The sequence below is a fragment of the Enterococcus sp. DIV0294 genome (assembly GCF_050558155.1).
Classification (GTDB): Bacteria; Bacillota; Bacilli; order Lactobacillales; family Enterococcaceae; genus Enterococcus; species Enterococcus faecalis.
The window spans coordinates 24,389-48,662 of sequence record NZ_CP187889.1 but is presented as its reverse complement, the minus strand read 5'-3'; the positions used below and the strand labels follow the sequence as shown (position 1 = coordinate 48,662).

General features: G+C 37.2%; 22 protein-coding genes. 6 read left to right on the top strand and 16 right to left on the bottom strand.

The window, feature by feature from the left end:
* Positions 1–44: 44 nt before the first annotated feature.
* On the bottom strand, positions 45–530 hold the full coding sequence (locus IGJ20_RS00200) for a dUTP diphosphatase (protein WP_002367569.1): 486 nt from the start codon (positions 528–530) through the stop codon (positions 45–47).
* Positions 531–849: 319 nt separating this feature from the next.
* Here IGJ20_RS00200 and proB point away from each other — a divergent pair, with 319 nt between their 5' ends.
* Together proB and IGJ20_RS00190 are read left to right on the top strand one after the other, a co-directional pair.
* On the top strand, positions 850–1,665 hold the full coding sequence (gene proB / locus IGJ20_RS00195) for a glutamate 5-kinase (protein WP_002389550.1): 816 nt from the start codon (positions 850–852) through the stop codon (positions 1,663–1,665).
* On the top strand, positions 1,652–2,905 hold the full coding sequence (locus tag IGJ20_RS00190; protein WP_002385467.1) for a glutamate-5-semialdehyde dehydrogenase: 1,254 nt from the start codon (positions 1,652–1,654) through the stop codon (positions 2,903–2,905). Before proB ends, IGJ20_RS00190 begins: the two co-directional genes overlap by 14 nt.
* 91 nt (positions 2,906–2,996) lie before the next feature.
* On the opposite strand, the gene IGJ20_RS00185 is transcribed toward IGJ20_RS00190, so the two are convergent.
* Positions 2,997–3,944 carry a helix-turn-helix transcriptional regulator gene (locus IGJ20_RS00185; protein WP_002389777.1) on the bottom strand — a complete coding sequence of 316 codons (948 nt, stop codon included), beginning with the start codon at positions 3,942–3,944 and terminating at the stop codon, positions 2,997–2,999.
* A gap of 64 nt (positions 3,945–4,008) precedes the next feature.
* On the opposite strand from IGJ20_RS00185, the gene IGJ20_RS00180 reads away from it, so the two are divergent.
* From IGJ20_RS00180 to IGJ20_RS00170, 3 genes are all read left to right on the top strand, one after another.
* A complete protein-coding gene (locus IGJ20_RS00180; RefSeq protein ID WP_033594377.1) occupies positions 4,009–4,476 on the top strand; it encodes a VOC family protein in 468 nt (155 codons plus the stop codon).
* A 7-nt stretch (positions 4,477–4,483) separates the two neighbouring features.
* Positions 4,484–4,993: a ClbS/DfsB family four-helix bundle protein gene (locus IGJ20_RS00175; RefSeq protein WP_002368626.1), complete on the top strand. Its 510-nt coding sequence runs from the start codon at positions 4,484–4,486 to the stop codon at positions 4,991–4,993.
* Between the two features lie 544 nt (positions 4,994–5,537).
* Positions 5,538–8,153, top strand: coding sequence for a YfhO family protein (locus IGJ20_RS00170; protein WP_430605245.1), 2,616 nt, complete (start codon positions 5,538–5,540; stop codon positions 8,151–8,153).
* 36 nt (positions 8,154–8,189) lie between these two features.
* Here IGJ20_RS00170 and mprF read toward each other — a convergent pair whose 3' ends face one another.
* The 10 genes from mprF to IGJ20_RS00120 form a co-directional block, all read right to left on the bottom strand.
* The gene (gene mprF, locus IGJ20_RS00165) at positions 8,190–10,781 is read right to left on the bottom strand and encodes a bifunctional lysylphosphatidylglycerol flippase/synthetase MprF (RefSeq protein ID WP_126254730.1); all 2,592 of its coding nucleotides are present in this window, start codon (positions 10,779–10,781) and stop codon (positions 8,190–8,192) included.
* Between the two features lie 183 nt (positions 10,782–10,964).
* A complete protein-coding gene (locus IGJ20_RS00160; RefSeq protein ID WP_430605292.1) occupies positions 10,965–11,579 on the bottom strand; it encodes a hypothetical protein in 615 nt (204 codons plus the stop codon).
* A 21-nt stretch (positions 11,580–11,600) separates the two neighbouring features.
* Positions 11,601–12,242: a hypothetical protein gene (locus IGJ20_RS00155; RefSeq protein ID WP_430605244.1), complete on the bottom strand. Its 642-nt coding sequence runs from the start codon at positions 12,240–12,242 to the stop codon at positions 11,601–11,603.
* A gap of 14 nt (positions 12,243–12,256) precedes the next feature.
* Entirely contained in the window at positions 12,257–13,273 is a 1,017-nt protein-coding gene (locus tag IGJ20_RS00150; protein ID WP_126254728.1) for an SIS domain-containing protein, read from the bottom strand.
* Positions 13,248–14,549, bottom strand: a complete 1,302-nt coding sequence (locus IGJ20_RS00145; RefSeq protein ID WP_126254727.1) for a PTS sugar transporter subunit IIC — start codon at positions 14,547–14,549, stop codon at positions 13,248–13,250. Before IGJ20_RS00145 ends, IGJ20_RS00150 begins: the two co-directional genes overlap by 26 nt.
* Before the next feature lie 53 nt (positions 14,550–14,602).
* Entirely contained in the window at positions 14,603–16,384 is a 1,782-nt protein-coding gene (locus tag IGJ20_RS00140; protein WP_126254726.1) for a helix-turn-helix domain-containing protein, read from the bottom strand.
* A gap of 167 nt (positions 16,385–16,551) precedes the next feature.
* Positions 16,552–16,932: a RidA family protein gene (locus IGJ20_RS00135; RefSeq protein ID WP_104845924.1), complete on the bottom strand. Its 381-nt coding sequence runs from the start codon at positions 16,930–16,932 to the stop codon at positions 16,552–16,554.
* A gap of 99 nt (positions 16,933–17,031) precedes the next feature.
* Positions 17,032–18,246 carry a MalY/PatB family protein gene (locus IGJ20_RS00130; RefSeq protein ID WP_002395262.1) on the bottom strand — a complete coding sequence of 405 codons (1,215 nt, stop codon included), beginning with the start codon at positions 18,244–18,246 and terminating at the stop codon, positions 17,032–17,034.
* 14 nt (positions 18,247–18,260) lie between these two features.
* Positions 18,261–19,829 (bottom strand): maltose/glucose-specific PTS transporter subunit IIBC, encoded by a 1,569-nt coding sequence (gene malX, locus IGJ20_RS00125; protein ID WP_002378674.1) that lies wholly within the window; start codon positions 19,827–19,829, stop codon positions 18,261–18,263.
* A gap of 148 nt (positions 19,830–19,977) precedes the next feature.
* Positions 19,978–20,748 (bottom strand): MurR/RpiR family transcriptional regulator, encoded by a 771-nt coding sequence (locus tag IGJ20_RS00120; protein WP_010816225.1) that lies wholly within the window; start codon positions 20,746–20,748, stop codon positions 19,978–19,980.
* Positions 20,749–20,945: 197 nt separating this feature from the next.
* Here IGJ20_RS00120 and IGJ20_RS00115 point away from each other — a divergent pair, with 197 nt between their 5' ends.
* Entirely contained in the window at positions 20,946–21,149 is a 204-nt protein-coding gene (locus tag IGJ20_RS00115; protein ID WP_002381332.1) for a hypothetical protein, read from the top strand.
* Between the two features lie 46 nt (positions 21,150–21,195).
* Here IGJ20_RS00115 and IGJ20_RS00110 read toward each other — a convergent pair whose 3' ends face one another.
* The 4 genes from IGJ20_RS00110 to IGJ20_RS00095 all read right to left on the bottom strand — a co-directional run bounded on the left by IGJ20_RS00110 (position 21,196) and on the right by IGJ20_RS00095 (position 24,247).
* Entirely contained in the window at positions 21,196–21,723 is a 528-nt protein-coding gene (locus tag IGJ20_RS00110; RefSeq protein WP_002356034.1) for an HdeD family acid-resistance protein, read from the bottom strand.
* Positions 21,724–21,970: 247 nt separating this feature from the next.
* On the bottom strand, positions 21,971–22,348 hold the full coding sequence (locus IGJ20_RS00105; RefSeq protein WP_002356033.1) for a DUF956 family protein: 378 nt from the start codon (positions 22,346–22,348) through the stop codon (positions 21,971–21,973).
* 161 nt (positions 22,349–22,509) lie between these two features.
* Positions 22,510–23,421, bottom strand: a complete 912-nt coding sequence (locus tag IGJ20_RS00100) for a PTS system mannose/fructose/sorbose family transporter subunit IID (protein ID WP_002356032.1) — start codon at positions 23,419–23,421, stop codon at positions 22,510–22,512.
* Positions 23,422–23,443: 22 nt separating this feature from the next.
* Positions 23,444–24,247 carry a PTS mannose/fructose/sorbose transporter subunit IIC gene (locus IGJ20_RS00095; RefSeq protein WP_002356031.1) on the bottom strand — a complete coding sequence of 268 codons (804 nt, stop codon included), beginning with the start codon at positions 24,245–24,247 and terminating at the stop codon, positions 23,444–23,446.
* Between the last annotated feature and the right edge of the window lie 27 nt (positions 24,248–24,274).

Genomic DNA, 24,274 nt, shown 5'->3' with positions numbered 1-24,274 from the left:
TTATTAAATGGTTTGAATAACGTTGCCTACTGAAAAAATGGGCTTTATTTTTGTCCAGACGAACCAAAACCGCCCGTTCTTTCTGCATCGACTTGGTCATCATCCGCTAATAAAAACGGCTTAAAAATCCCTTGGCCAATTCGTTCACCTTTTTCAATGACAACATCTTCATATCCAAAGTTTAAAAATTGGAACATGATATGTCCTTCGTTATTCTCGTTATTATAATAATCACTGTCAATGACTCCGACACCATTCGCTAAAAGTAGGAACCGTTTTAGCGGGTTCGAAGAACGACTCACCAATTCTAAATATTCAGAATCAGGCATATACGCCTTAATTCCTGTTTTAACTAAAATTGGTTTGGGATTTTCTCCAGCTTGTTGTAACTTCCAAAGACTTGGTACAACGACCGTTTCGGCTGCTTGAAAATCATACCCCGCGGCACCTTTTGTTGCTCGTTGTGGGACACTCAAGCCCTCTTCTTGATACTTAGAAATAATCTCAAAACCACGTTGTTTCATATTCATTCTCCCCTACTGTCTAAACTACTCCTATTTTACCATAATCTCTGATACTCTGGTTGTTTTTAGTAAGTTTCTCATTTCTAAAAGCCCAGTTAATCTAGACTACGCAAAAAAGAGGAGAATTTTTGTTTATTTTCCTTCTTTTAGTCTATCATCTTCTCTTAAAATAAACAGACCAAATCCCAAAAAGTCCCAAGATTCCCTCAAAAAGTTCACACTTTCATTAAACTTTCTTTACTATTCATTATTTAGCACTTTCTAGTAGCCGCTGATTTTGTTATAATGAGTGTCAAATTTTACTGTAAAAAGAAACGAGGCACTTATGAGAAACAAACTCCAACAGGCCAAACGAATTGTGATCAAAGTCGGAACCAGTTCTCTGATTTATCCCAATGGCAATATTAACTTAAAAGCAATTGATCAATTAGCCTTTACTTTGAGTGATTTAAGCAACCAAGGCAAAGAAATTATTTTAGTTTCTTCTGGCGCAATTGGTGTCGGACTGAATAAATTAAATCTATCTGTACGCCCAACGACAATTCCCGAACAACAGGCAGTCGCTGCAGTCGGCCAAGCAGAATTAATGAACATTTATAATCAGCGGTTTTCAACCTATAGCCAACAAATGGCACAAGTTTTATTAACTCGTGATGTTATTGAATATCCTGAAAGTCGCAATAATGTTACCAATACTTTTGAACAACTGTTAAAAATGAATATTATTCCTATCGTCAATGAAAATGATACTGTCGCAATTGAAGAATTGGATCACTTAACCAAGTTCGGGGATAACGATCAATTGTCTGCCATTGTCTGCCAAATTGTTCAAGCTGACTTGTTAGTTATGTTATCAGATATTGATGGTTTCTTTTCAGACAACCCTACTGTCAACAAAGAAGCCACGTTATTTTCTGAAATCAATGAAATTAATGAAGACTTGTTCCAATTAGCCGGTGGTAAGGGGAGCCGCTTTGGCACTGGTGGGATGTCTAGTAAATTAAAAGCTGCTGAACGTGTGTTAGCTAATCAACAGGCGATGATTTTAGCAAACGGAAAGCAGCCAAAAATCATCTTTGAAATTTTAGAAGGAAAAGATATCGGTACGTTATTTATTAAAGGAGGGCATGAAAGTGACTGATTTAAAGCAACTAGGGCAACAAGCTAAAGAAGCCTCTTATACGCTAGGCTTGATGGATACTCGTCAAAAAAATACTTTGTTAAACAAAATGGCCGCAGCCATTGAAGCCAATGCACCCCGCATTTTACAAGCAAACGCATTAGATTTAGAGCAAGCCGCTACCCACGGAATTTCTGAAACAATGCAAGACCGCTTACGTTTAACAGAAGAACGGATCACAGCGATGGCCGAGGGCATACGCCAAGTCGCTACTTTACCCGATCCAATTGGGGAAGTAGATAAAATGTGGCGCAATGAAGCGGGGCTGTTAATTGGGCAACAACGCGTGCCTTTAGGTGTTATTGGAATCATTTATGAATCGCGGCCAAACGTGACAACAGATGCCGCTAGCCTTTGTTTCAAATCAGGAAATGCTGTTATTCTTCGAGGCGGAAAAGAAGCGTTTCACTCCAATCAGATATTGGTGACAATTTTACAAGAAGCGCTAATCCAAGAAGCCGTTTCTCCCCATCTCATTCAATTTGTTGATGATACTTCTAGAGAAACAGCCCAACAACTTATGCGCTTAAATGACTACTTGGATGTCCTCATTCCACGTGGCGGCGCCAACTTAATCAAAACTGTTTTGACAACAGCCACTGTTCCTGTTATTGAAACAGGCACAGGCAATTGTCATATTTACGTGGACAAAGACGCCCAGTTAACAATGGCAACTGAAATTATTGTCAATGCTAAATGTCAACGTCCTTCTGTCTGTAACGCCGCCGAAACGTTATTAATTCATCAAGAGGTGGCTGAAGCCTTTTTACCAACAATTGAAAAAGCCTTGAAGGAGTTTCACGTGGAACTTCGGGCAGATGAACGTGCGTTAGCAATTTTTGAAGAAGCCATTCCAGCGACTGAACAAGATTGGGAAACGGAATTTCTCGACTTTATCTTAGCAGTGAAAGTCGTTGATTCTTTGGACGAAGCCATCCAGCATATTAATCGCTACAATACAAAACATTCTGAAAGTATTATTAGTGATAATTACTTTGCCACACAACAATTTTTACAACAAGTGGATGCAGCCGCTGTTTATGCGAATGCTTCAACTCGTTTCACGGACGGTTTTGAATTTGGATTTGGCGCCGAAATCGGCATTAGTACGCAAAAATTACATGCCCGTGGACCTATGGGCTTAGCAGAGCTTACTTCGACAAAATATGTTATTTATGGAAATGGGCAAGCACGTTCTTAGAAAGAAAAACCCTTGATTTAAAAATCAAGGGTTTTTCTTTCTCCTCTCCAATGTGCATCTTTACACATGGAATTGTTCACAGTCCCACAATCTATTCTTGATATTTTTTTTGAATCCTCATTATACTTTCTACATATGCTTGTTTCACTTGGACTGGCTCTAAAATTGTCACTTCTTCACCAAAGCCCATAAAATAGTTGGCTAAAAATTGTGTTTCTGTTGGATGAATCTGTCCAACTAAAAAACACTGCGTGGGCGTTTCTTCCAACTGAATATTGTCAAAGCGATGTTTATAAAAAAATTCTTTGCCTTTTTCTGTAATGATTGCTTTAAATGGAATCGTACGTGCCGTCGTTTGTTGATGGCGATACGATTCTTTCAGTTCTTCAGTCGTAAAATCCAGTGTTTGGTTTAATTGCTGAATAGCCTCCATAAAATCACAGCGGTAAGTACGCCAAGCCTTTTTAGTCACATCATAGCCTGAACAATACCAATACCCTTCTAAAATAGTTAACCGGGTTGGTAAGATTTTTTTCGTTGTTGCTTCATATCTGGTATAGTTAAACTGAATTACTTGTTGCGCCAAAATACAATGAAACAGCTGCTCTAAATTGCCTGGTGCTTCTACTTGTTCAATTCCTTCGTAATAGACGACCTTACTCATTTGACTGATTTTAAATTGGGTTGGTTCATCTAAAGAATGCAATAATTTTTGCTTAATTTGCTGATAGGAATGACCAAACGGTGACTCTGCAACTAATTTCAGTAATTGTAACGAAAAAAAAATCGCTAACACTTCGTTTTCATTAAAATAAATCGGCGGCAACAACGGTTTGTTTAAAACTCGATAGCCACCATAACGACCATTCTCCACATATAGCGGCACGCCTAAATTTTCCAAAGCTTCAATATCCCGCAAAGCTGTGCTTTTAGAAATCCCAAAAGTTTTCATTAACTGATTTAAATTAAACTGAGGATGGGTTCTCAAGAAAAAAAGTTCCTGATTTAAACGTTCTGATTTTTTCATTTTTCCCTCCATCGGTGTCACTTTTTGACACCTTTTATTGTTATGCTTATCTTATCAATCTTAGGAGGTTCAAACAATGAAAAACACACAATTTGCCCTTTTTATGGTCTTAAACGGACGAGCAACGGAAGCCTTGACGTTTTACCAAGAAGCCTTTGCTGGTGATATTCTTTTTAAAATTACTAATCAAGAATTTAAAGAGCGTTTAAATCCTTCTTTGACCATTCCCGCTGGCGAAGAACACTGGCTTTCTCACTCGATTTTACAAATGGACACTTTTCAATTACAACTAGCTGATAATCCTTTGTTTGCAGGAATGAATACCACGCCCACAGAACAATTGACCCTCAGCTTAATCGTCGAGAGCCGTCACTCTGCCAAAACAATTTTTGAAAAACTCACGCGCCATCCCGAATCCTGTATTATCCAAGAACCAATTGAAAATGAATTTGCAACGTTTTATGCGATTGTGAAAGATCCTTTTGGTTTAGTCACTCAAATTACTCATGAAAAACAAGCAGATCCTACCAAGAAAGGAAGTTAGCCGAAGAATGCGAACCTATGAATCAAAAGAAGCCTTGATTGAGGCCATTCAAATAGCTTCACAAAAATATTTAGCTGAATTTGCAGAAATTCCTGAAACACTTAAAGATCACCGAATTGAAACAGTAGCTAAAACACCTTCAGAGAACTTAGCCTATCAATTAGGTTGGCTCAACTTGCTGCTTTCTTGGGAAGAACAAGAACAACGTGGTCTGACCGTTCAAACGCCAGCTGAAGGCTATAAATGGAATCAACTGGGCTCTCTCTATCAATCATTTTATCAAACCTATGGACAAATGAGTTTAGAAAGTCAGCTGATTGTGTTGCAAGACACCTTAGAAAAATTACTTCATTGGATTGACTCGCTTTCCGAAGACGAATTATTTTTACCTCAACAACGGGCTTGGGCGACTACCAAAGCACAATGGCCTCTTTGGAAATGGATTCACATTAATAGCGTTGCCCCTTTTACTAGTTTCCGAACGCAAATTCGCAAATGGAAAAAAGCGTGTCTTTAAAAAGTTATCCACATTTTTTCAAAAAAAGCTTGACAAGCATTTTTAAATTCTCCACAGAAAACTTTGTGGATGAAATTTCTTGTTTTTTCCAAAAAACTTTTCCACAGTGCTTATTTGTTCGACATTAAATCCTTGTAAATTCTAGAAAAAAGAAGATGAAAACGTTGTTTTAATAACGTTTTCATCTTCTTTCAACTTTAGGGGCTCCTTCACTTTTAGCAAGCAGCCCTTCTGAACTTACGTCTATTTTTTTTAGCAACTCGAAAACTTATCCTTGTGGATAAACCGAGATAAAAAGCTTTTTTGTGGTTTTCAACAGAGTTATGCACAAAGTTATCCACAGGGTGTTTTCAGCAATTTTTCGGAGAATATTCGTTGTTTTAATCTGGTGATTTAGCATTTGAATGTCAATCCCTTACTCCTAATTCTTCTTCACTCCACCCTTAGGATCCTAATAAAATTTTAAAGTTTTTCTTCTATTGGTACATCAAATAAAGAGTATGATAAACTATAGGTACTTTCGAAAAATCAGGTGAGGTTATTTATGAAAAATAAAAGTAGGCAGTTTTTAAAAAACAACTGGCCTTATATGTTAGCCAGTTTCTTCATTCCATTTTTAATTATGGCAATTATCTATTTGAGTACTGGAATTTATCCAGGAAGTAGTCGCAGTGTTTTAGCCAGCGATGCCTTTTCTCAATTTTCAAATTTTCACGCAAGCTTTAACAATGTTCTTCATGGAAAACAAAGTCTTTTCTATACGTGGAATGCTTCTTTGGGACTAAACTACTTGTCCTTAATTTCCTATTATCTTGGTGGCTTATTTACGCCGCTTGTCTTTTTCTTTAACAATCAAAACATGCCTGATGCGCTCTATTTCCTAACGTTGTTGAAAATTGGGAGTGCTGGCTTGAGTTTTTGGTTCTTGGCAAAACAAACCTTTAAGATTCCTAAATGGTCCCATGTGACTTTAACTGTGTCTTATGCGCTAATGTCCTTTATTGTGGCCCATTCAGAATTAATTATGTGGCTGGATGCCTTTATTTATCTGCCACTCGTAATTTTAGGAATTCATCGTTTAATGGACCAACGAAAACCGACATTATTGTTTGTCAGTTATTTCTTGCTTTTCATTACAAATTATTATTTTGGCTTTATGATTGGGTTGTTTTCCTTCCTGTACTATTTTGCACGAACGTTTACAGACTGGCAACGATATAAATCTCGAATCGTTGCGTATTTTACTACTTCTCTTTTAGCTGGTGGAGCATCCATGATTATGGTCTTACCTGCTGTCTTAGATTTACGAACCAATGGTGAAACTCTTTCTGAAATTACAACCTTTAAAACAGAAGCGACTGCCTTTTTAGATATTATTATGAAAAATATGATTGGCGTTTACGATACAACCAAATATGGGTCCATTCCTTTTATTTACATTGGGTTGTTGCCTTTGATTTTTTGTCTCTTCTATTTCGTTACGAAAGAAATTCCATTGAAAAACAAACTACTTTTTGGCAGTTTGTTTGTCCTATTGATTGCTAGCTTTTACATCACGCCCTTAAATTTATTCTGGCATGGTATGCATGCGCCGAACATGTTTCTTTTCCGCTATAGTTTCCTCTTTTCATTCCTAGTTATTTTGCTTGCTGGTTATGGTTGGGAAAAATTTGAAAAGGATGATCTCGGTGTCTTAAGCGGCTTGATTTTGATTCTTTTAGCAATTTTTGCTCTTGCAATGGGTACAAAAGGTGCTACTAGTTATACGTATGTGACTTTAACCTCTTTCGTATTAACGGCAACTTTTTTACTATTATACTTTTTCGGAATTGCTTTTTATCAATTGAAAAAAGCGCCTATGCAATACTTAGTGATTTTACTATTGCTGCTCGTTTCTGGTGAAGCAATCATTAATACACGGGCGATGGTCACTGGTATTTTAGATGATTGGAACTACGCATCACGCAGCTTGTATTCTGAGCCTTATCCTGACTTAAAAAATCTAGTCGATCAAACAAAAAAAGAAAATGATACCTTTTACCGCTTGGAAAATTTAAATGGTGTTTCGGCCAATGACGGCATTAACTATGGCTACAGTGGCATTAGCATGTTTTCTTCCGTACGGAACCGACATTCTTCAACATACCTAAACGCCTTAGGTTTCCGCTCACGAGGCACGAATTTAAATATTCGTTACCAAAATAATACCTTGTTAATGGATGCTTTGATGGGCATTAAATACAATATTGCTGAAAATAATCCAATGAAATTCGGCTTTGAACGACAAGCAGCTGCTGGTAAATATCAGCTTTATCGTAACGAAAATGCTTTGCCGTTAGGATTTTTAGCAGACAAAGAGATTTACAATGTTCGGCAACCTCTCAATGATAATTTAGGTAGTCAAACAAATTTACTAAATGCTTTAGCCAATACCAATGAACGGTATTTTACCTTTTATCAACCAACGATGACGCTTCAAAATAACGTGACAATTACGCAAAATACAGCTGGCGTAACTTTTACGGAGAAACAACATAACGTAGCCAAAGAGATTTCTTATACAGTCAATGTGCCCGCCAATACGCAAGCTTATTTGAGTTTATTCCCAACGGATTTTGCTCAATTGGAAAGTTCCACTGCGACGGTCACCGTGAACGGCTCAAGTCAGCAATCACAAATTGGCATTACTGGCCAATATTATAACTTAGGTTACTATCCCAAAGATACAACCGTTAACTTCAAAGTAAGTTTTTATGGAACCAAAGCAGTAAGTTTTGTTCAGCCGCAAGTGGTTGGCTTAAATACCAATGCATTTGAAAAAGCCATTTCCGCCGTGCAAGAAAAAGGCGTTGATTTAACAACTGGCAAACGCTCTGCTTCAGGTACCTTTACCGCCGACAAAGATCAAGTACTCGTCACTACAATTCCTTATGACAAAGGTTGGCGTGTCAAAATTGATGGCAAAAAAGTTACCCCAAAAGCCTTTAAAGATGCCTTTCTAAGCGTTCCTGTCAGCGCTGGAACCCATACTATTCAGTTCTCTTATTTACCAGAAGGATTGATTCCTGGCATCGTGTTATTCGTTCTATGTACTGGTGGTTTCGTTGCCTACGTAACCTTGATTCCTGCTAGACGAAACCGTAAAAAAGAAGACAAATAAAAAATCACGCGATGGCTAAGTCATCGCGTGATTTTTTTAAATTTCAGTCATTGCTTCTTCCACAAGCGAAACACTTTGATGTCTTCCTTTCGTAATCAACAAGGAAAGTTGCACAAAAGCAAAGAGTACGCTGGTCCGCTTAGGATAAGCAAAATAACGTGGTTGCCAACTAGTGACATATTGTTCTTTGCGCTTGCGTGTATCTTGAAACGCATAAATTTGATAACTATACTTGTAAAAAATATTAACAAAGCGTTCTTTTAAGAAAGAGTACTTGCTCTCCCCTACGTTAGCCAACGGCGCCATCCCAATATCAATTAATTGATAGCCCTGCTGTTGATAGGTTTCAATAAAATGAGTGAACAAATATTCTCTAGTAAAAGCAGGTGCGTCTGAACGAATACGTAACAAATCATAAGAAATACTTTTGCCTTTTTCCATTTCTTTTCCCGTAATGAAACCGATGACCGTTTGTTTCTGTCTCACCAAGCCCACGCTACTGCATTTCAAGTACTCGGGATCCAACCGTCCACCAATAAAGTAGCGCTCTTTTTGATTCCGTGACCAGTCCGCAGAAACTCGTTCTAACTCTTGATATAAGGCATCACTAATCGTTTCGGGATAAAATTCAAACTGAAAATCCGCTGCTTCCGCTGCTATTTTTTCAGTCACTGTTTCCGTCCAGGCTGTTTGATTCACTGTTGACGGCTCATCAAATTGAATCAAGCCTTCTTCCCCAACTTTCATAAATTCAAAGCCGCAATCGTGAAGATTCATAACATATTCTTCCGAAATACGATAAAAAACTAATTGATAACCTAACAAATCAGCTTGATCCATAAACGCCAGTGTCGCCGCTGTCCATTTCTCTCGTTGCCCAATCGGATCCGCCAAGACAAAGCATTTATTAAACTTCATTTGAAACCCAAAAAGTACTTGATCTTCGCCTTCTTCTTGGTAATAAAAATGACCATAATCCTTTAAATACAAAAATTGACTGCCTTCGTTGCCACCAAATTTTTCCAAAAAGCGTGTCAACCGCGCTTTCTCAAATCCCTCACCTAAAGTAACAGTTGTTTCGGCTAAATATTGATACAAAAAGAATAAACCAATCAAGGAAATACTTAATCCAATCAATCCGTTAAACCAAACATCATCTGACGGAAACAACAAAAAGTGATTGATAACTTGATTGCCACCAGCTGGTCGTGCGGCGTAATAGCCAGCAACCGCATAACCGATAAACAAGCAGCCAAACAAAATACTATCTACCGTTAAAGCGCCCCATGAATAAACAAACTTTTCACGATAAAATTCTTTACGAGCCAAAATAACCGCCAATAAAATAACAGCATAAACAGCAATCAACTGCCACGAAGTCGTTCGTGCCACCGTATTTACAATACAAAATCCTAGTAAAATAATTGTAGGCCAATAAGCTTTTTTCACTTTCATAGAAATGCCTCGAGCTAAACCTAATAACAAGAATCCTACAAATAAATTCAATGTTTGATCTAAAAAATTAAAAGAAAAGGGAAGTAACACTTGGAATAAACGACTGACATTCGACAAATTCGTCACAGTCGACAATAGAACCATCATAATTCCTGCAAAATATAACGCCGCCACCAAAATAAAATGCGCCACTTTTTGTGAAAATAACCGAGGTAAATTATCAAAAAATTGATTAACTTTCATGCCTGCTTGTTGCAAGAACAAAATAACTCCTGTCATAAAAGGCGTCACATAATAAAACAGACGATAATACAACAACCAGACGACCGCTTGTGATCGATCAATCCCTAATTGTGATAAGCCCAAAATCATTAAGACATCAAACGTTCCCATACCACCAGGAACCATGGTTAACATCCCGATTAACGTAGCGATAACAAACATTGGGTAAACAGAAACCATCGAAACTGGCACCTGCATCAAGCGACCTATCATCAAGAAAGCAAACATCCCACCTAGCCATTGACCTAATGAAGCGCCGAATAATAGGAGCACTGCTTTTGGAAAAAATGTTTTAAACAATGTTCGCCGTTTTAAATACGTGAAAAACCAGAGCGCTGGCGCAATCAGGCTGCCCAATAATAACCAAACCCAATATTCACGAAAAACATTTTGGGTTCGAATAAAAAATAAATCAACAAACGCCACAAAAGATAAAATAGATAACCCTGAAATCAAGAACAGAGCAACTTTTGAGACCGTTGCTACAACCTTGCCCCGCGGTACATCTTTTCCGTAAAAATTAATCCGTAGCGTTGCACCAACCACGCCGCCAAAACCCGCTAAGTTATTAATGGTATTAGTGACCCAAGCCGAAGTTAACCAATCCATTCGTTTCATTGGTGGCTTACCTTCTTTTTCCAATAATTTAACGACTACATAGTCATAAAGGAGCATCGGAATAACCCCTAATAGTCCTGCCAAGACCATACCAATTAAACGCCCCGTACTTTGTTGTTCCATCGTGGAAAAAATATCCGCCCAGGTCATGCCTTGAGCGATATGTGTCACTTGGTTAGCCACGAAAACTAATACAGAACCAAGAAAAATTAGTTTCAATAATAAACTGTGTTCTTTCAACCACTGCGTTAGTTGGCTAATATTTTTTTTCATCTTATAGCCTCTTTCATATCTCTTTTCTATTCATTTAACTTTCGTTTTATCGATTTTCTTCCATGGTAGCCTATTTGCTGAAAATTTTCCAGCACAGCTAGACATTTTGGCTGAATCGTATTGTTTTAACATTAAAAAGAAGCGAACAACAGTTATTACAGAACAACTGTTGTTCGCTTCTTTTTAATCAGTGACTGCAGCGACTAAATCTGGATGAATGTAAGGTGCATTAACTTTTAACATTTCATCTAACATCGGTTTAGCAATGTCAAAATCTCCTACTAATGGATGAGCTACCATTGCTTCTAAAGCTTTATCATAATTTCCTTCTATAGCTGCTTGAACCACTAAGCTTTCGTAGTTTTTTACCGCAGAAACTAAGCCATATACATCTTCAGGTATGTTATTTTGAACAAGTGGGGTGATCCCATTCTTATTTAAAATACAAGGTGTTTCCACAGAGGCATCATAAGGTAAAAATTCAATTGCACGTTCATTTTTAACATTTGCAACAATCCACATATCTTCATCATTGTAAATCGCAGAAAGTGCTTCTAACGCTAATTCACTATAACCACCACCACCACGATTTTTTAAAATCTCTGGCTTGTCATGCTGACTGGGGTTTTTTAATGCCGTATAGATTTCCTTTTCCAAGTTTAAAACTGTTTCACCTCTGGTTAAAGGGACCTCTTTGAGTTCCGCTAACTTTTGGCGGCGATGGAAGTAATATTGACAGTACAGACTTGGTAAAGCATTCAATTTTTTGATTAATTCTGGGGCCACGGTTTCATGAATATCTGCTACTTTATCAAATTCCTATTTTGTAATCTTACGACCATCCACACGAATATTATAAGCAAAATTCATATGGTTTAACCCGACAAAATCATAGGTCACTTCTTTATAATTTGCATCAAGTGCCCATCCAACCCAAGTTCTTGGACGCATGCCACCTGCACACAAAGCGATAAATTTTGTTTTAGTATAATTGCGAACTGCTTCTGCTAAAATACCTGTAGGATTAGCATAGTTAATTAGCCATGCTTCTGGATTATGTTTTTCAACAGCCTTCGCAATTTCTACTATAGCTGGAATTGTACGCAACGCCTTCATATAGCCCCCTGGCCCTGTAGTTTCTTGACCAATCACATCATATTTCAGAGGAATTTTTTCATCATGAATCCTTGCTTGATTCCCTCCTACTCGAATTTGCGTTAAAATAAAATCTTGACCTTTAACAGCTTCTTCTAAGCTTTCTGTTTTACGAATAGCAAACGATAATTGATGAAATTTTTTATAACGATTTAAAAAATTATACATAATTTCTAAACGATCCGGATCAATATCCATCAAGGTTAATTCTGTTACAGGTAATTTCTCTTTACTTTGCGCTAATCCTTCAATTATTTCTGGTGTATATACACTTCCTGCACCAATAATAGCAATTTTTAATGACATATCTTTTCCCACTCCTAATCTTTTGTACCCACAAAAGCAAAAAATGCTTCATGAACTTTTTTGTCTGGATTAAATCCTGTTTGTAATGCCCACTCATTTGCCAATACTTGAAAAATCAAAGTATACAGTAACTCCACACCTGGAGTTTCGCAAGAAAGGTCTACAGTTATCTCTCCTGCCTTTTCTGCTATCAGTAAAGTATTTTTTGTAAAACTTTGGGTATATAAATTTACTTTTTCCGTTAACTTTGTCGTTGGCCCGCCACTTAAAAAGATATGGTAAGATTCCTCTTTGATTAGTCGATGTGGGCCATGTGTAAACTCCCCAATTTCATAGGCCATGACTGGGATTCTCAATGTTTCCAACACCTTTAAAGCACCTTCTTCTATCACCCCTAAAAGGGCATCATCTGCTGTAATTGTCAAATAAGGTGCATTTGCCCAATGGGGATTTTCTTTTAGCCATTGAAGAGTTATTTCCTTCATTTTAGGCATTTTTTGAATACATTCTTTAAAACTTACAAAGATTTCCTCAGATATGCGGTCTTCCTGATCTTTGTTAAATGCTAAAGCTAATTGAACTAATCGAATAAACGTAGCCGTAAAACCAACTGTTTTCGGTCCAATTTGCTCTTCTGCACAGCATAAGTCTATAAAATAATCTGCATACTGTCGCTTTTCTTCATCCCTTGTTGCACTGAGAAAGATTGTTGTGTTTTTGTTCTCACTTGCTAATTGAAGACACTCAAGTGTTGCCAAGCTATTACCTGTTTGAGAAATAGCTACTAAATAATGCGGATCTAACAAAGCGCCTTGCTTTTTATATTGTTGAACATTGAAAAAAATCAACGTTTGTTGACTAAACTTTTCAAAATAACGTTGTGCCATTTTGGCAGCATTCAACGAGCTACCTGAGCCAACAAAAACAATTTGTTTGGTACCTTCTTCTTCAAGCGGCATTGTGATGGTATTTTGAAGAAGCTCTGGCAATAGTTGCCACTGAGAATCAATAAACTGATTCATTTGATTCATGGACAGTTTCTCCTTTCAAATTCTCTTCATTTTTTGCTGCTTCTTGTATGGTGATATCTAACCGCTGTTTCTCTAACATTTTGAAAAATGGATAATAAATTACACCGCTTACTAACAAAGCAAATACACCATACACTGCTGCACGCCAATCTCCCCCCGAAGTTAAATATTGCATAAGAATTGGTGGTGTAGTCCATGGAACAGCGACAACTGGCCGTCCAATCACATCAAAATACATTAACAGATATGCAATTAAAGCAAGCAATGTATTACAAAGTGTGTAAGGAATCATCAATATGGGATTTAATACCATCGGTACACCAAAAACAATTGGTTCATTGATTTCAAAAATACTTGCTGGTAGAGAAAGCTTTCCCAATGTACGTAGTCCTTGATCCTTTGAAAAAATCATAAAAATAACTAGCATAAGCGTTGCGCCTCCGCCGCCAATAAAAATAAAGTTAACAAAACCCGCAGCGGTAATATACGGTAATGGCTCGCCAGCAGCTAAGGCATCCGTATTTGCACCTAACATAGTTAAAAAAATTGGATCTGCAACAGATAACACAGCCCCTCCATGAATCTCTACACACCATAGTAGCGACCGTAAAAGCATAAAAACAAGAATTCCAGGAAGGGTGCTTAACCCTTGAACCAGCGGGCTAAAGAGCATATTCAAACTTGCATTGATATCAAAGCCTAACAGCACACGAATAACCCAAAATAGTGTTAATGAAATTAGTAACGGAATTAAAATGTTAAAAGATTTAGCTATTGCTGGAGGAACACTACTCGGCATTTTAATAGCTAACTGTTTGTTCATACAAAACCGATAAATTTCAACAACTACAAACGAAATAATAATTGCTGAAAAAACACCTAAAGTGCCAAAATTTCCAGTGTTAATGCTATATGATCCATCTTCTCCCATGGAAGATTGTACTAATAAATAACAAACTAACGACATTAAAACATTCCGAATAGTATCAATTTTGTAAAACTGAGATAAACTATAACTAATGCCAACTACTGCTATTAAACCAATAATCCCAAAAGTTACTGAAGTTGGCACCATTAATACATTCTTATAAGGTTCAATAAAATTCTGATAACTTGTCAGCGGAAACTGGGCTAAAATCATAAAAATTGAACCAATAATAGTAAAAGGAACTGTTAAAATCATACCGTTTTTAACAGCTATCATATAACGATTCTCTCCAACTTTCATGAGTGGTGGTGATATTTTTTCATTTACAAATTGAACGATTTTTTCCATTTTGTACCTCCCTTATTCCTTCTTTCAAACAAAACGCCAACCAACTATTTTCCTTATCCATTTGACACAAATCTTCTAAAAATTTCGTGAAAATCAATTTCTTCTATTTTTCCAGCAACAATAATAACTACTTTTCGCACCTGATTATTTTGATTGTTCTCACACCAATTGATTAATGCAGACCAGCCGAATTCTCGTATTTGTGACCGTAATTGTTTTGGATCTATCATAAATAAAATCGCACATTCCATTTTTCGACATATAAGAGGTTGTTGCTGGTCTTTGTTAAAAGCATCTTCAATGGTAGCAAAGTCAGTAACTTGTTCTTCAATCAGTCGTTGTGTAATTTTCTCAACGACCCTTACTTTACTTAATTTATTGGACATAGAAATCGTTTCAAAAATAGATGGTATACTACAACCTCTTTCTACTTTAAATTGTTTATATAAAGCGATTTCATTTTTAACAACTGCTAAATGGCTTTTATTGAATACATCAAACTTTATATTATTGTCTGCTATTTTTTTTAATTGCTTATTTTTTGAAAAAATAAACTGCCAATCTGCTATACTCACTTCCTCGTTTAAAAATACCTGAACATCTGACAAATTTCGTTGTAGTTCTCTTTTGATAAACTGGCGATATTCCGAACTTCCATTACTAGCTAGACGAGCAGTTAACTGAGGCTTATACCTTTGTGGTGTATTTAAAATAGTAACTAGCAGAAAACATAGCTCATCATCACTTACATAACCGACTGTTTTTTCAATTGCTAAAAAGCAAAATCGCAAAGCAATAAATTCTTTACCAAAATTCAGTTGTAAATCATTCAATAATGGATGAAAAACACTCATTCTATAGTGGTTTCGCTGTTTAATTTGTTCAATGTTATTTGCAATTTTATCGATTAAATTTGAAGTATCTATCTTAACCTGTTGTAACTTTTGATAACAAGTCAGCAATTGCTCGGCAATTTCACGTAACGGTGATAATTTTTGTGGATTTCTAAATTCACACGCAGCTAGATATTCGCCAATTCGATTTGGATTATATTGATTAGAAAAAGTAAATCCTAATGTCTGTTCCAGATATAATTGAAAATCTGTTGCTGGACCAGAACTATCTTTTTGTTGTTTTTCATTCATCTGTTTACCAAATAATAAAATGTCTACCATTAATTGGATGACTAAAGTTTGTATAAAATCCTCATTAAAAGAATAAGAATATTTTATAGCTATTAAACGAATTCCTGATAATATAACATTCTTAAACTCACTCACTAAAATTTTTTGGCAATAAAATTGATTTTTCGACAGATAGGCACGGTTTTCAAAAATAAATGCCGTACCAACTAAGTGCACCGAATCAATAATTGCTGATTTTATATCTTTTCGATGTCCCAATAATTCAGTCCCTTGATGACTCCTTACAATTTTCAAATTATAAACAGCCAGTTCCTTCTCAACAATTTTTAAATCAGCTAATACTGAACTTTTTGTTAGGAAAAACACTTGGCTTAATTGATTAATTGAAACTTTTTTTCGATAATAAAATAACAACATTAACTTCAAAACTTCACGACGTACGACAATGGATGTATGAATATTTTCTGATATTTCTCTAAACGACTGTTTTTCTGAAATTATTTTAATACCAAACCCATACTTTTTAGACAGCCGAAGGTGATTCTGCTGAAAAGTCGGTTCTAATTTATTCAATAAATTACGAACCGTTCGAACTGATAGGCCTAAGTGACTAGCTAGTGCATCAAATGTTTGAAACTCCTCTTCCTTCAACAATTGTTCTAATAGTCTTTGTTCATTAAATGTTAACATTTGTCATTCCTCCACAAGTTAGCGCTTACTTGTATTTTTACTATAGCGAATAAACGTTGTTTTCGATATACCAAAATCTTTCCTTACTTTCGGCAAAAAAGCAACCACTAAAAAAACAATGGTTCCCTAAGTGCCTATGCCTTAATGGAACCATTGTTTTATTCTTTTTACGCCACTACTTCTGCGATAATCTCAATCTCCACCAACACATCCATCGGTAATTTAGAGATTTCAATCGTTGTGCGTGCAGGATATTCCGCACTAAAATACTCAGCATAGACTTCATTGAATGCCGTGAAATCCGTCATATTTTGTAAATAGCATGTCGTTTTGACTACATGAGCAAAATCACTACCAGCTTCTGTTAAAATCCCTTGAATATTTTTCAGTACTTGATTGGTTTGTTCTTTAATCGTTGTACCAACCACCTTGCCTGTTTCAGGATCCAGTGGAATCTGACCAGAAGTAATCAATAAACCATTCACAATTTTTGCTTGTGAATATGGCCCAATTGCTTGTGGTGCTTGCTTTGTTTTAATTGTTTTCATTTCTTTTCCCCCAGTAAATGACAAGTTGTTACTTTTTGTTATTTTATTTGTTTCTATTTTTCCATTGTACTGCAACCATTTTCGGAATGCTATCTTTTCTCAATTATTCCCAAGCGCTGATGCTGTGCCATCCTTTTGTAAAACAGCTTCAAAACCTTGACGCATCCTTTCAAGTCCTTCGTGTAGTTTTGCTTGCGAACAGCCAATATTTAACCGTAAAAATCGTTGTCCATTACCGCCATAAATCGAGCCGTCCATAATGGCGACTTTCCCCACAGAAACTAAAGCCTCTTGTAAGCGGGCCACATCTGGAACTGCCGCTGATACATCCAACCACATTAAGTAAGTTGCCTCCAGCTCCGTCACTTTAATTTTTGGCAAATATGTCTGTAAAAAATCTTTCACGTAACGTTGGTTCTCCGCTAAATAATCATTCAACTCGTCAACCCAAGTACCACATTTTTGATAGGCCGTCATGGTTGCTAGCATTCCCAAAATACTTGTTGATGATAGACCATCGGCGTTTTTTAATTTGAGCTGAAAAGCGTCACGCAATTCGTTATCTGGAATTAAGGTGTAAGCAAAAATCAGCCCTGGAAAATTAAAGGTTTTCGTGCCACTGGTAATAATGGCAGATTTTTTATAACCAAATTGCGTAATTGGTCGATGAACATGGCCTTTATTAACGATATCCATATGAATTTCATCAGAAAGTAAAAACACATCATACTGTTGGCACAATGAAACCATTCGCTCTAATTCCCATTGCTCCCAAACACGTCCTGTTGGATTATGCGGGGAACATAAAAGCAAACAGCGATTTTCTGGTTGCGCTAGTTTTTTTTCTAAATCAATAAAATCAATGCTGTAGCGCTTCTCTTGATAAAGCAGTTCATTTGCCACTACTTGCCGCTTATTTTCCTGAATAACTTTAAAAAATGCATCATAGGCAGGTGTTTGTAAAATAATGCCCTCCCCTTCGTTAGTTAATAATTGAATCAAAGCAGAAATCCCGTAGATAACGGTCGGGGTATACATAATCCAGTGTTCTTCAATCTTCGTCTGGAATCTTGTCTGGTACCACGTTTGAATTGCTTCTTTTAATTGCGGATGGTTCCACCTCGTATAGCCAAATACTGGATGTTTCAAACGCTCCTGTAATGTTGCCAGAACTGCCTCTGGCACAGCAAAATCCGTATCGGAAATAGTGAAGGGAAGCAAGTCCGCTTCCCCAAATCGGTCTTCTACAAAATCCCACTGTGTACAATACGTTCCTCGTCGATCAATTGCTTTATCAAACGACACACTCTTCACCTTCTGTCTTTTTTCTAACCTAAAATCATCTCTAATTGATTACGGACCGTTGTCACTTTGGTTCCGATAATCACTTGCACATTCTGCGCATCTAAATGCACGACACCTAAAGCCCCTAATTGCTTTAATTTGTCATCATCTACTTTATTAGCATCTGCTAACACTAAACGTAAACGCGTAATGCAATTATCAATAGCTTGAATATTCTCTTGCCCACCCAAAGCCGCTAAAATCCCAGGCGCATCATAGCCACCCGTTTTCTTATATTGAACTTCTTGATCGGTATATTCAGTCTCATCTAAGACCTTGTCTCGTCCAGGTGTTTTTAAATCAAAGGTTACAATGACTGTTTTAAAGACGAAATAATAAACAACAAACCAGATAGCGCCGACAATGAGAACCCACCACCATTTTGTATAAGTTCCTTGTAACAAGCCAAAAATAACAAAGTCCAGTAGCCCGCCATCAGTGTTTCCAATTACAACACCCAATAAAGCCATTACCATGAAACCTAGACCAGTCATAATGACATGAAACAGCCATAATAATGGACTAATAAATAAGAATAAAAATTCAATTGGTTCTGTAATGCCAGTGATAGCCGTAGCAATTACACCCGAAAGGAGTAAGCCTTTAATCTTATGTCGATTCGCCGGAGCTGCAGTATGATACATCGCAAGCGCCGCCGCTGGTAAGCCAAAAATAAAGGTCGGCATTTTCCCTTGTGACAAGAAAGCTGTTGCGCTTGGTGAAATCGGTAAATTATTTTGCAATTCTGCATAGAAAATATTTAACGCACCAAACACTTCTTTGCCAGCCACCACCGCTGAACCCCCTGCTTCAGTAAAACGAATCATGGAAACCAAAATATGATGCAACCCAAACGGTAACAGTAGACGTTCCCCTGACCCAAACAGAAAAGGCCCAAAAATACCAGAACGTTGGATAAGTTGGCCAATCGCCATAATCATTAGCGCGAAAAGTGGCCAAACTAACGGAATGACTAAGCCCACGAAGGCCATCACTAATGAAGTAATAATTGGCACAAACCGTGCGCCAGAAAAGAAGGCAAAACTATCTGGTAGTTGCACCGTATAAAATCGATTATGCAACTTATAGACAATAAGCCCCGCGATAATTCCACCGAGAACGCCCATTTCAATCGTTTGAATCCCAAAAACCATTCCTTGGCCGGCTTCCCGCAACTGTTCAGGATCCACGAGGCGATTCGTCTGCACTAAATAGAAATTAATCGCTAAATTCATCACCGTATAGCCTACGAAACCTGAAAACGCAGCAATTCCTTTTTCTTTCCGAACTAACCCCAACGGAATGGCCATTGCAAACATGACAGGTAAATAGGCAAACGCAAAACCACCAATTGTCGACATAAATTGGAAAATAATTTTTACTGCGGGCTTTCCTAAAAACGGGATTGTTTCAATCATAGATTCACTGGAAAAAGAACTTCCTAATCCCAACAAAATCCCCATAAAAGCTAATAAAGCCACTGGCAACATAAACGTTTTGCCTAATCCTTGGAAAAACTCCCAGAAAGTCGCTTTCTTTTTCTTTACTGCCATTTCTTAACTCCTCCATTCATTCTTTACAAAACTAAAAATGATTGCGTTTACATTCATTGCCCTCATTATAACTAGCCCAAAACAAAGAAAAAAGAGGCTACACTTTTTCTGTATCCCCTTACATCATTTAGTATGGTGTTGCATAAAATTACCGCGGCTGCTTTGCCTCTGCGTACATTAATAAAACCGTATCGAACAAACAAATGACAGCAATTCTTGAACTTAAATCCACGCGCTGATGATAACGTGTCGTCCCTTTGGCAAATAACGTCGTCGTCGACAATTTTTCCAAGGTGCTTCCTTTAGTCGAAATCAAACTAATCATCGGCACTTGCTGTTCCTGCGCTACACGTGCATACGCTAAAATCCCCTTAGTTTCTCCTGTATAACTGACAAAAATGGCTAAATCCCGTCCATCCAGATTCTTAACTGCTGCCGCTTGTTCATCCCAATCAGATCGTGCATAGGCTTTTTTTCCTAAAAATGTTAGCTTTCGTGCAAAATCAGTACAAATAGGAAAACTGCCACCAACACCGAACACTTCAATCGTATTCGCGCACTCAATCATTTTTAGCATTTCCGCGACTTTGGCTTCATCCATCTGTTGAAAACTATCTTGCACGTTGGCGATCAACTGTTGCGTAATGGCTTGAAAACTACGACTATCGCTTTCTGTGCTCTCGCTCTGCACCGATTGGACGATCGCATATTTTAATTCTTGGAAGCCTCGATAACCTAAGTGTTTGGCTGTCCGAGAAATAGTGGCTGTTGAAACAAACAACGCCTGCGCCACCTCATAAATGGTTTGTGAACTAATTTCCGTCATATGCGTCAAAATATAATCCAGTACTTGATTTTCAATTTTACTTAAATCATTTCGTTTCTTTTCTAACAAAGCGATTAATCCCTCAGTCGTCATCCAATCCCTCACTTTAAATCCTTTTTTATAATTATACACCAGAATATTCTGATTATTTCAATAAGAAAGTCCAAAATAACCAACAGCGGCTCCATCATTCGCCAGAGAAAAAAATCAGCCTTCCGATGGAGGTGCTTGTTGCGCATTCTTGCTATACTCTGTATATAGAAAACAGGAAAAATTTGGAGGTAGTACGTATGAATAATCAACGACCAATGTTTATAAATATTCTTTTAGTGGTCCTTTTATTTTTAGTTGTCGGTTCACTCTTTAGTGCCGTTGTCGGTATCGTGGGAAGCTTATTGTGGCTAGCAGTAAAAATTTTAGTTCCCGTAGCGATTATCGTGTGGCTTGTTCGAACAATTTCGGGAAATAATGGCAACTGCCGCCGTCGTTATTAAAAAAAAACAGGTTTTCCTTTTCGGAAAACCTGTTTTTTTACTTCTTTTATCTAAAAGCATATACAATATTACTAATACCAAACATCATAAAGTAGAAGCCAACTAAGAAGCTTAGAGTTAATGCTGAAGACAATGGATTAAATAATAACATTACACCTAAGATAATCCCTAAAACGTCAACAATTAATGTGAACCAGAAGTAACCTGTGCTTACTCGTTTAGCAAAATCTAAAGTAAATAAGCCGAAAATTGAGTCGAATAAAAACCAAATTGCAAAAACAAATGGTAACACAGCGACACCAATATTTAAGTTAAACAATAAGTAAACACCAATTAGGATATCAATAATCCCTAAGATGATTGGTGCATAAGCTTTGTAGCCTAGCAATTCTTTCATACGATTACGTACAAAAATTTCGAAAATCCCTTTAATAATAGCAAAAATCGCAAAAACCATCACAATGGCAATTAAATTACCGGCAGGATTTTGGAAAGAAATTAATGCAGTCAGAACAAATAGAATTCCTAATACTAATGAACCCCAGTCCATTCCATGATGTTGTCGTTGTTCCATGACACTCACTCCTCTATAAAATAATTTATTACACTTATTATGTTACTACTATTTTACAAGGTGTCAAATATTTTCATCGTGCTTTCTGAAAACCATTTCAATGATAACTCCATTAAAAACAACGTATCACTTGATTGTCTCTTTTTTGGTGCAAAATTGTGCCTTTTTTGTATAAATAAGTCCCTCGTTTTCCCACAAAAAAACCGCTACTTTTTCATCTAGTTTATAAAAAAGTAACAGTTATAAATTATTTTTTCTTTTTCCCAATCGAGAGAATCCCTCTTTTTATGACATCAAAGAAACTCAAAGATTGGACCATATGATCTGGGTCAACATATTCACGAATAGCTCGTAACACTCGCTTCGGCTCTTTTGAAGCAAACGTATACGTCCCATTTTTCTTGGTTTGAATCGCATAACGAGGAATCCATTTTCCTTTGAACATTACTGAAGCCAACACGTAATCGACTTCTTCCCACGGAATTTGGATAAACTTACGTGGATCTTTGGCATGGTAAAATTCAAACCCGCGGTCACCTATCATAATTTGTCCATAATCTGTTAATCCTGTAAATGCCGTCGCATCTATAACTAAATCAACTTTTGTGTTTAATGATTGTACCATGTTATCTGCTCCATTTCATTCGACTAATTCCTCTTTATTATACGTTTCTTTCCTGATCGAAACAAACAAAATTACATCTTTGTTTAAAAAAGCGGAAGAAAAGTTTCTCGACTTCTCTTCCGCTTTTTTTGATTAGAAGTAATAAACTTACCTCGTCATTCTTATAATAAGCCGATTAAGTGACCGACAACGCCGACTACGAATAAACCAAGAATGATAACGATTGGGCTAACTTTTTTCTTCAATAACCACATACATAAGAATGTAAGTAGTAATGGTGCTAGACCTGGAATCAATTGATCTAAGTTATCTTGTAAAGTAGTAACTTTCGTTGGTGAAAGCGCCAAGCCTTGGTTCACTTGTTCAAAGGCTTTATGCATTCCTTCACCGCCAGCAGGAAGTTTATCCCACTCGATATAAGCACCTTTGTCTAACTTAACTTGTGAGACAATTGGTAAGAACTTAATCGATACCCAACGTTGAACTAATGCGGCCAGTACGAACATCCCTAAAATAGAAGCACCTTTTGTAATATCTTGTAGTAAACCACCTGAAAGGTCATCAGTAATTTTAGAACCTGCTTTGTAACCAAACTCTTGTGTATACCACATGAATGACCAACGAATTAAGTTCCAAGCAACGAAGAATAAGATTGGGCCTAAGATGTTACCACCCATTGCTAAGGAAGCACCTAAAGCGCCTAACATTGGACGAACAGTAAACCAGAAAACTGGGTCACCAACACCGGCTAAAGGACCCATCATCCCAACTTTAACCCCTTGAATCGCTACGTCATCAACTGGTGCGCCATTGGCACGTTCTTCTTCCAAAGCTAATGTTACACCAAGGATTGGTGAGGCAATGTATGGGTGTGTATTAAAGAACTCTAAGTGACGTTTTAACGCCGCTGAACGTTCTTCTTTCGTTTTATATAATTTTTTGATTGCTGGAATCATTGAGAATGCCCAGCCGCCGTTTTGCATACGTTCATAGTTCCAAGAACCTTGGATAAATGTTGAACGCCAAGCTACAGCTAAACGATCTTTTTTAGTTAATTGAATTTTTTCTGCCATTTTCTTTGCTCCTCCTTCAGAATTAGTAGTCGTTTAAAATATCGCCTAATGGGTCGCCAGAGTTGCCTCCGCCATTTGAGTTAGAAGAACCGCCCATTTTAGATAAGTTCAAGTAAATAAGAGCTAAAGCGACACCTAAAGCACCTAATGCGATTAATGTTAATTGAGAAATCGCTGCGACTACGAAACCGATAATGAAGAATGGCCATACTTCTTTTGTTGCCATCATGTTGATTACTAATGCATAACCTACGGCAACGACCATACCACCACCGATAGCCATACCATCAGTTAACCAAGCTGGCATTGATTCTAAGAAATTACGAACAGTGTCAGCAGGAATGAATAGCAAAGCACCTGCTGGAATCGCAATACGAATACCTTGTAAACATACAGCGAAAATGTGTAACATTTCAACTTGTTTAATGTTGCCTTTTTCAGCAGCCGCATCCATCATGTGAACGATTGGAACCGCAACTGTCCGAACGATCATTGTTAAGAACAAACCTGCAACCGCTAAAGGAACTGCGATGGCAATCGCTGAAGGAACACCTTTAACACCTTGGCCACCTAAAACTAAAATAATTGCTGAGGCAACAGATGCTAAAGCGGCATCCGGTGCAACGGCAGCCCCGATGTTCGCCCAACCTAACGCGATCATTTGTAAAGTACCACCTAAAACAATTCCGGCTTCTAAATTACCAGTAACTAATCCGATTAATGTACATGCTACTAACGGTTGGTGGAATTGGAACTCATCCAAAATCCCTTCCATACCAGCTAGAAAGGCAACGAGTAAAACTAAAATAATTGATATAACAGACATGATAAGCCTCCTATTTTGATTTGTATT

What these genes read in the sequence shown, in the direction of transcription:
- IGJ20_RS00145 (WP_126254727.1), bottom strand. Translation starts at nt 14,549, where the DNA reads ATGGAAAAAATCGTTCAATTTGTAAATGAAAAAATATCACCACCACTC.
- IGJ20_RS00150 (WP_126254728.1), bottom strand. Translation starts at nt 13,273, where the DNA reads ATGAATCAAATGAATCAGTTTATTGATTCTCAGTGGCAACTATTGCCA.
- IGJ20_RS00180 (WP_033594377.1), top strand. Translation starts at nt 4,009, where the DNA reads ATGAAAAACACACAATTTGCCCTTTTTATGGTCTTAAACGGACGAGCA.
- mprF (WP_126254730.1), bottom strand. Translation starts at nt 10,781, where the DNA reads ATGAAAAAAAATATTAGCCAACTAACGCAGTGGTTGAAAGAACACAGT.
- IGJ20_RS00135 (WP_104845924.1), bottom strand. Translation starts at nt 16,932, where the DNA reads ATGAAAACAATTAAAACAAAGCAAGCACCACAAGCAATTGGGCCATAT.
- IGJ20_RS00110 (WP_002356034.1), bottom strand. Translation starts at nt 21,723, where the DNA reads ATGGAACAACGACAACATCATGGAATGGACTGGGGTTCATTAGTATTA.
- IGJ20_RS00190 (WP_002385467.1), top strand. Translation starts at nt 1,652, where the DNA reads ATGAAAGTGACTGATTTAAAGCAACTAGGGCAACAAGCTAAAGAAGCC.
- IGJ20_RS00140 (WP_126254726.1), bottom strand. Translation starts at nt 16,384, where the DNA reads ATGTTAACATTTAATGAACAAAGACTATTAGAACAATTGTTGAAGGAA.
- IGJ20_RS00200 (WP_002367569.1), bottom strand. Translation starts at nt 530, where the DNA reads ATGAATATGAAACAACGTGGTTTTGAGATTATTTCTAAGTATCAAGAA.
- IGJ20_RS00185 (WP_002389777.1), bottom strand. Translation starts at nt 3,944, where the DNA reads ATGGAGGGAAAAATGAAAAAATCAGAACGTTTAAATCAGGAACTTTTT.
- IGJ20_RS00105 (WP_002356033.1), bottom strand. Translation starts at nt 22,348, where the DNA reads ATGGTACAATCATTAAACACAAAAGTTGATTTAGTTATAGATGCGACG.
- IGJ20_RS00115 (WP_002381332.1), top strand. Translation starts at nt 20,946, where the DNA reads ATGAATAATCAACGACCAATGTTTATAAATATTCTTTTAGTGGTCCTT.
- IGJ20_RS00100 (WP_002356032.1), bottom strand. Translation starts at nt 23,421, where the DNA reads ATGGCAGAAAAAATTCAATTAACTAAAAAAGATCGTTTAGCTGTAGCT.
- malX (WP_002378674.1), bottom strand. Translation starts at nt 19,829, where the DNA reads ATGGCAGTAAAGAAAAAGAAAGCGACTTTCTGGGAGTTTTTCCAAGGA.
- IGJ20_RS00120 (WP_010816225.1), bottom strand. Translation starts at nt 20,748, where the DNA reads ATGACGACTGAGGGATTAATCGCTTTGTTAGAAAAGAAACGAAATGAT.
- IGJ20_RS00175 (WP_002368626.1), top strand. Translation starts at nt 4,484, where the DNA reads ATGCGAACCTATGAATCAAAAGAAGCCTTGATTGAGGCCATTCAAATA.
- IGJ20_RS00155 (WP_430605244.1), bottom strand. Translation starts at nt 12,242, where the DNA reads ATGTCATTAAAAATTGCTATTATTGGTGCAGGAAGTGTATATACACCA.
- proB (WP_002389550.1), top strand. Translation starts at nt 850, where the DNA reads ATGAGAAACAAACTCCAACAGGCCAAACGAATTGTGATCAAAGTCGGA.
- IGJ20_RS00095 (WP_002356031.1), bottom strand. Translation starts at nt 24,247, where the DNA reads ATGTCTGTTATATCAATTATTTTAGTTTTACTCGTTGCCTTTCTAGCT.
- IGJ20_RS00170 (WP_430605245.1), top strand. Translation starts at nt 5,538, where the DNA reads ATGAAAAATAAAAGTAGGCAGTTTTTAAAAAACAACTGGCCTTATATG.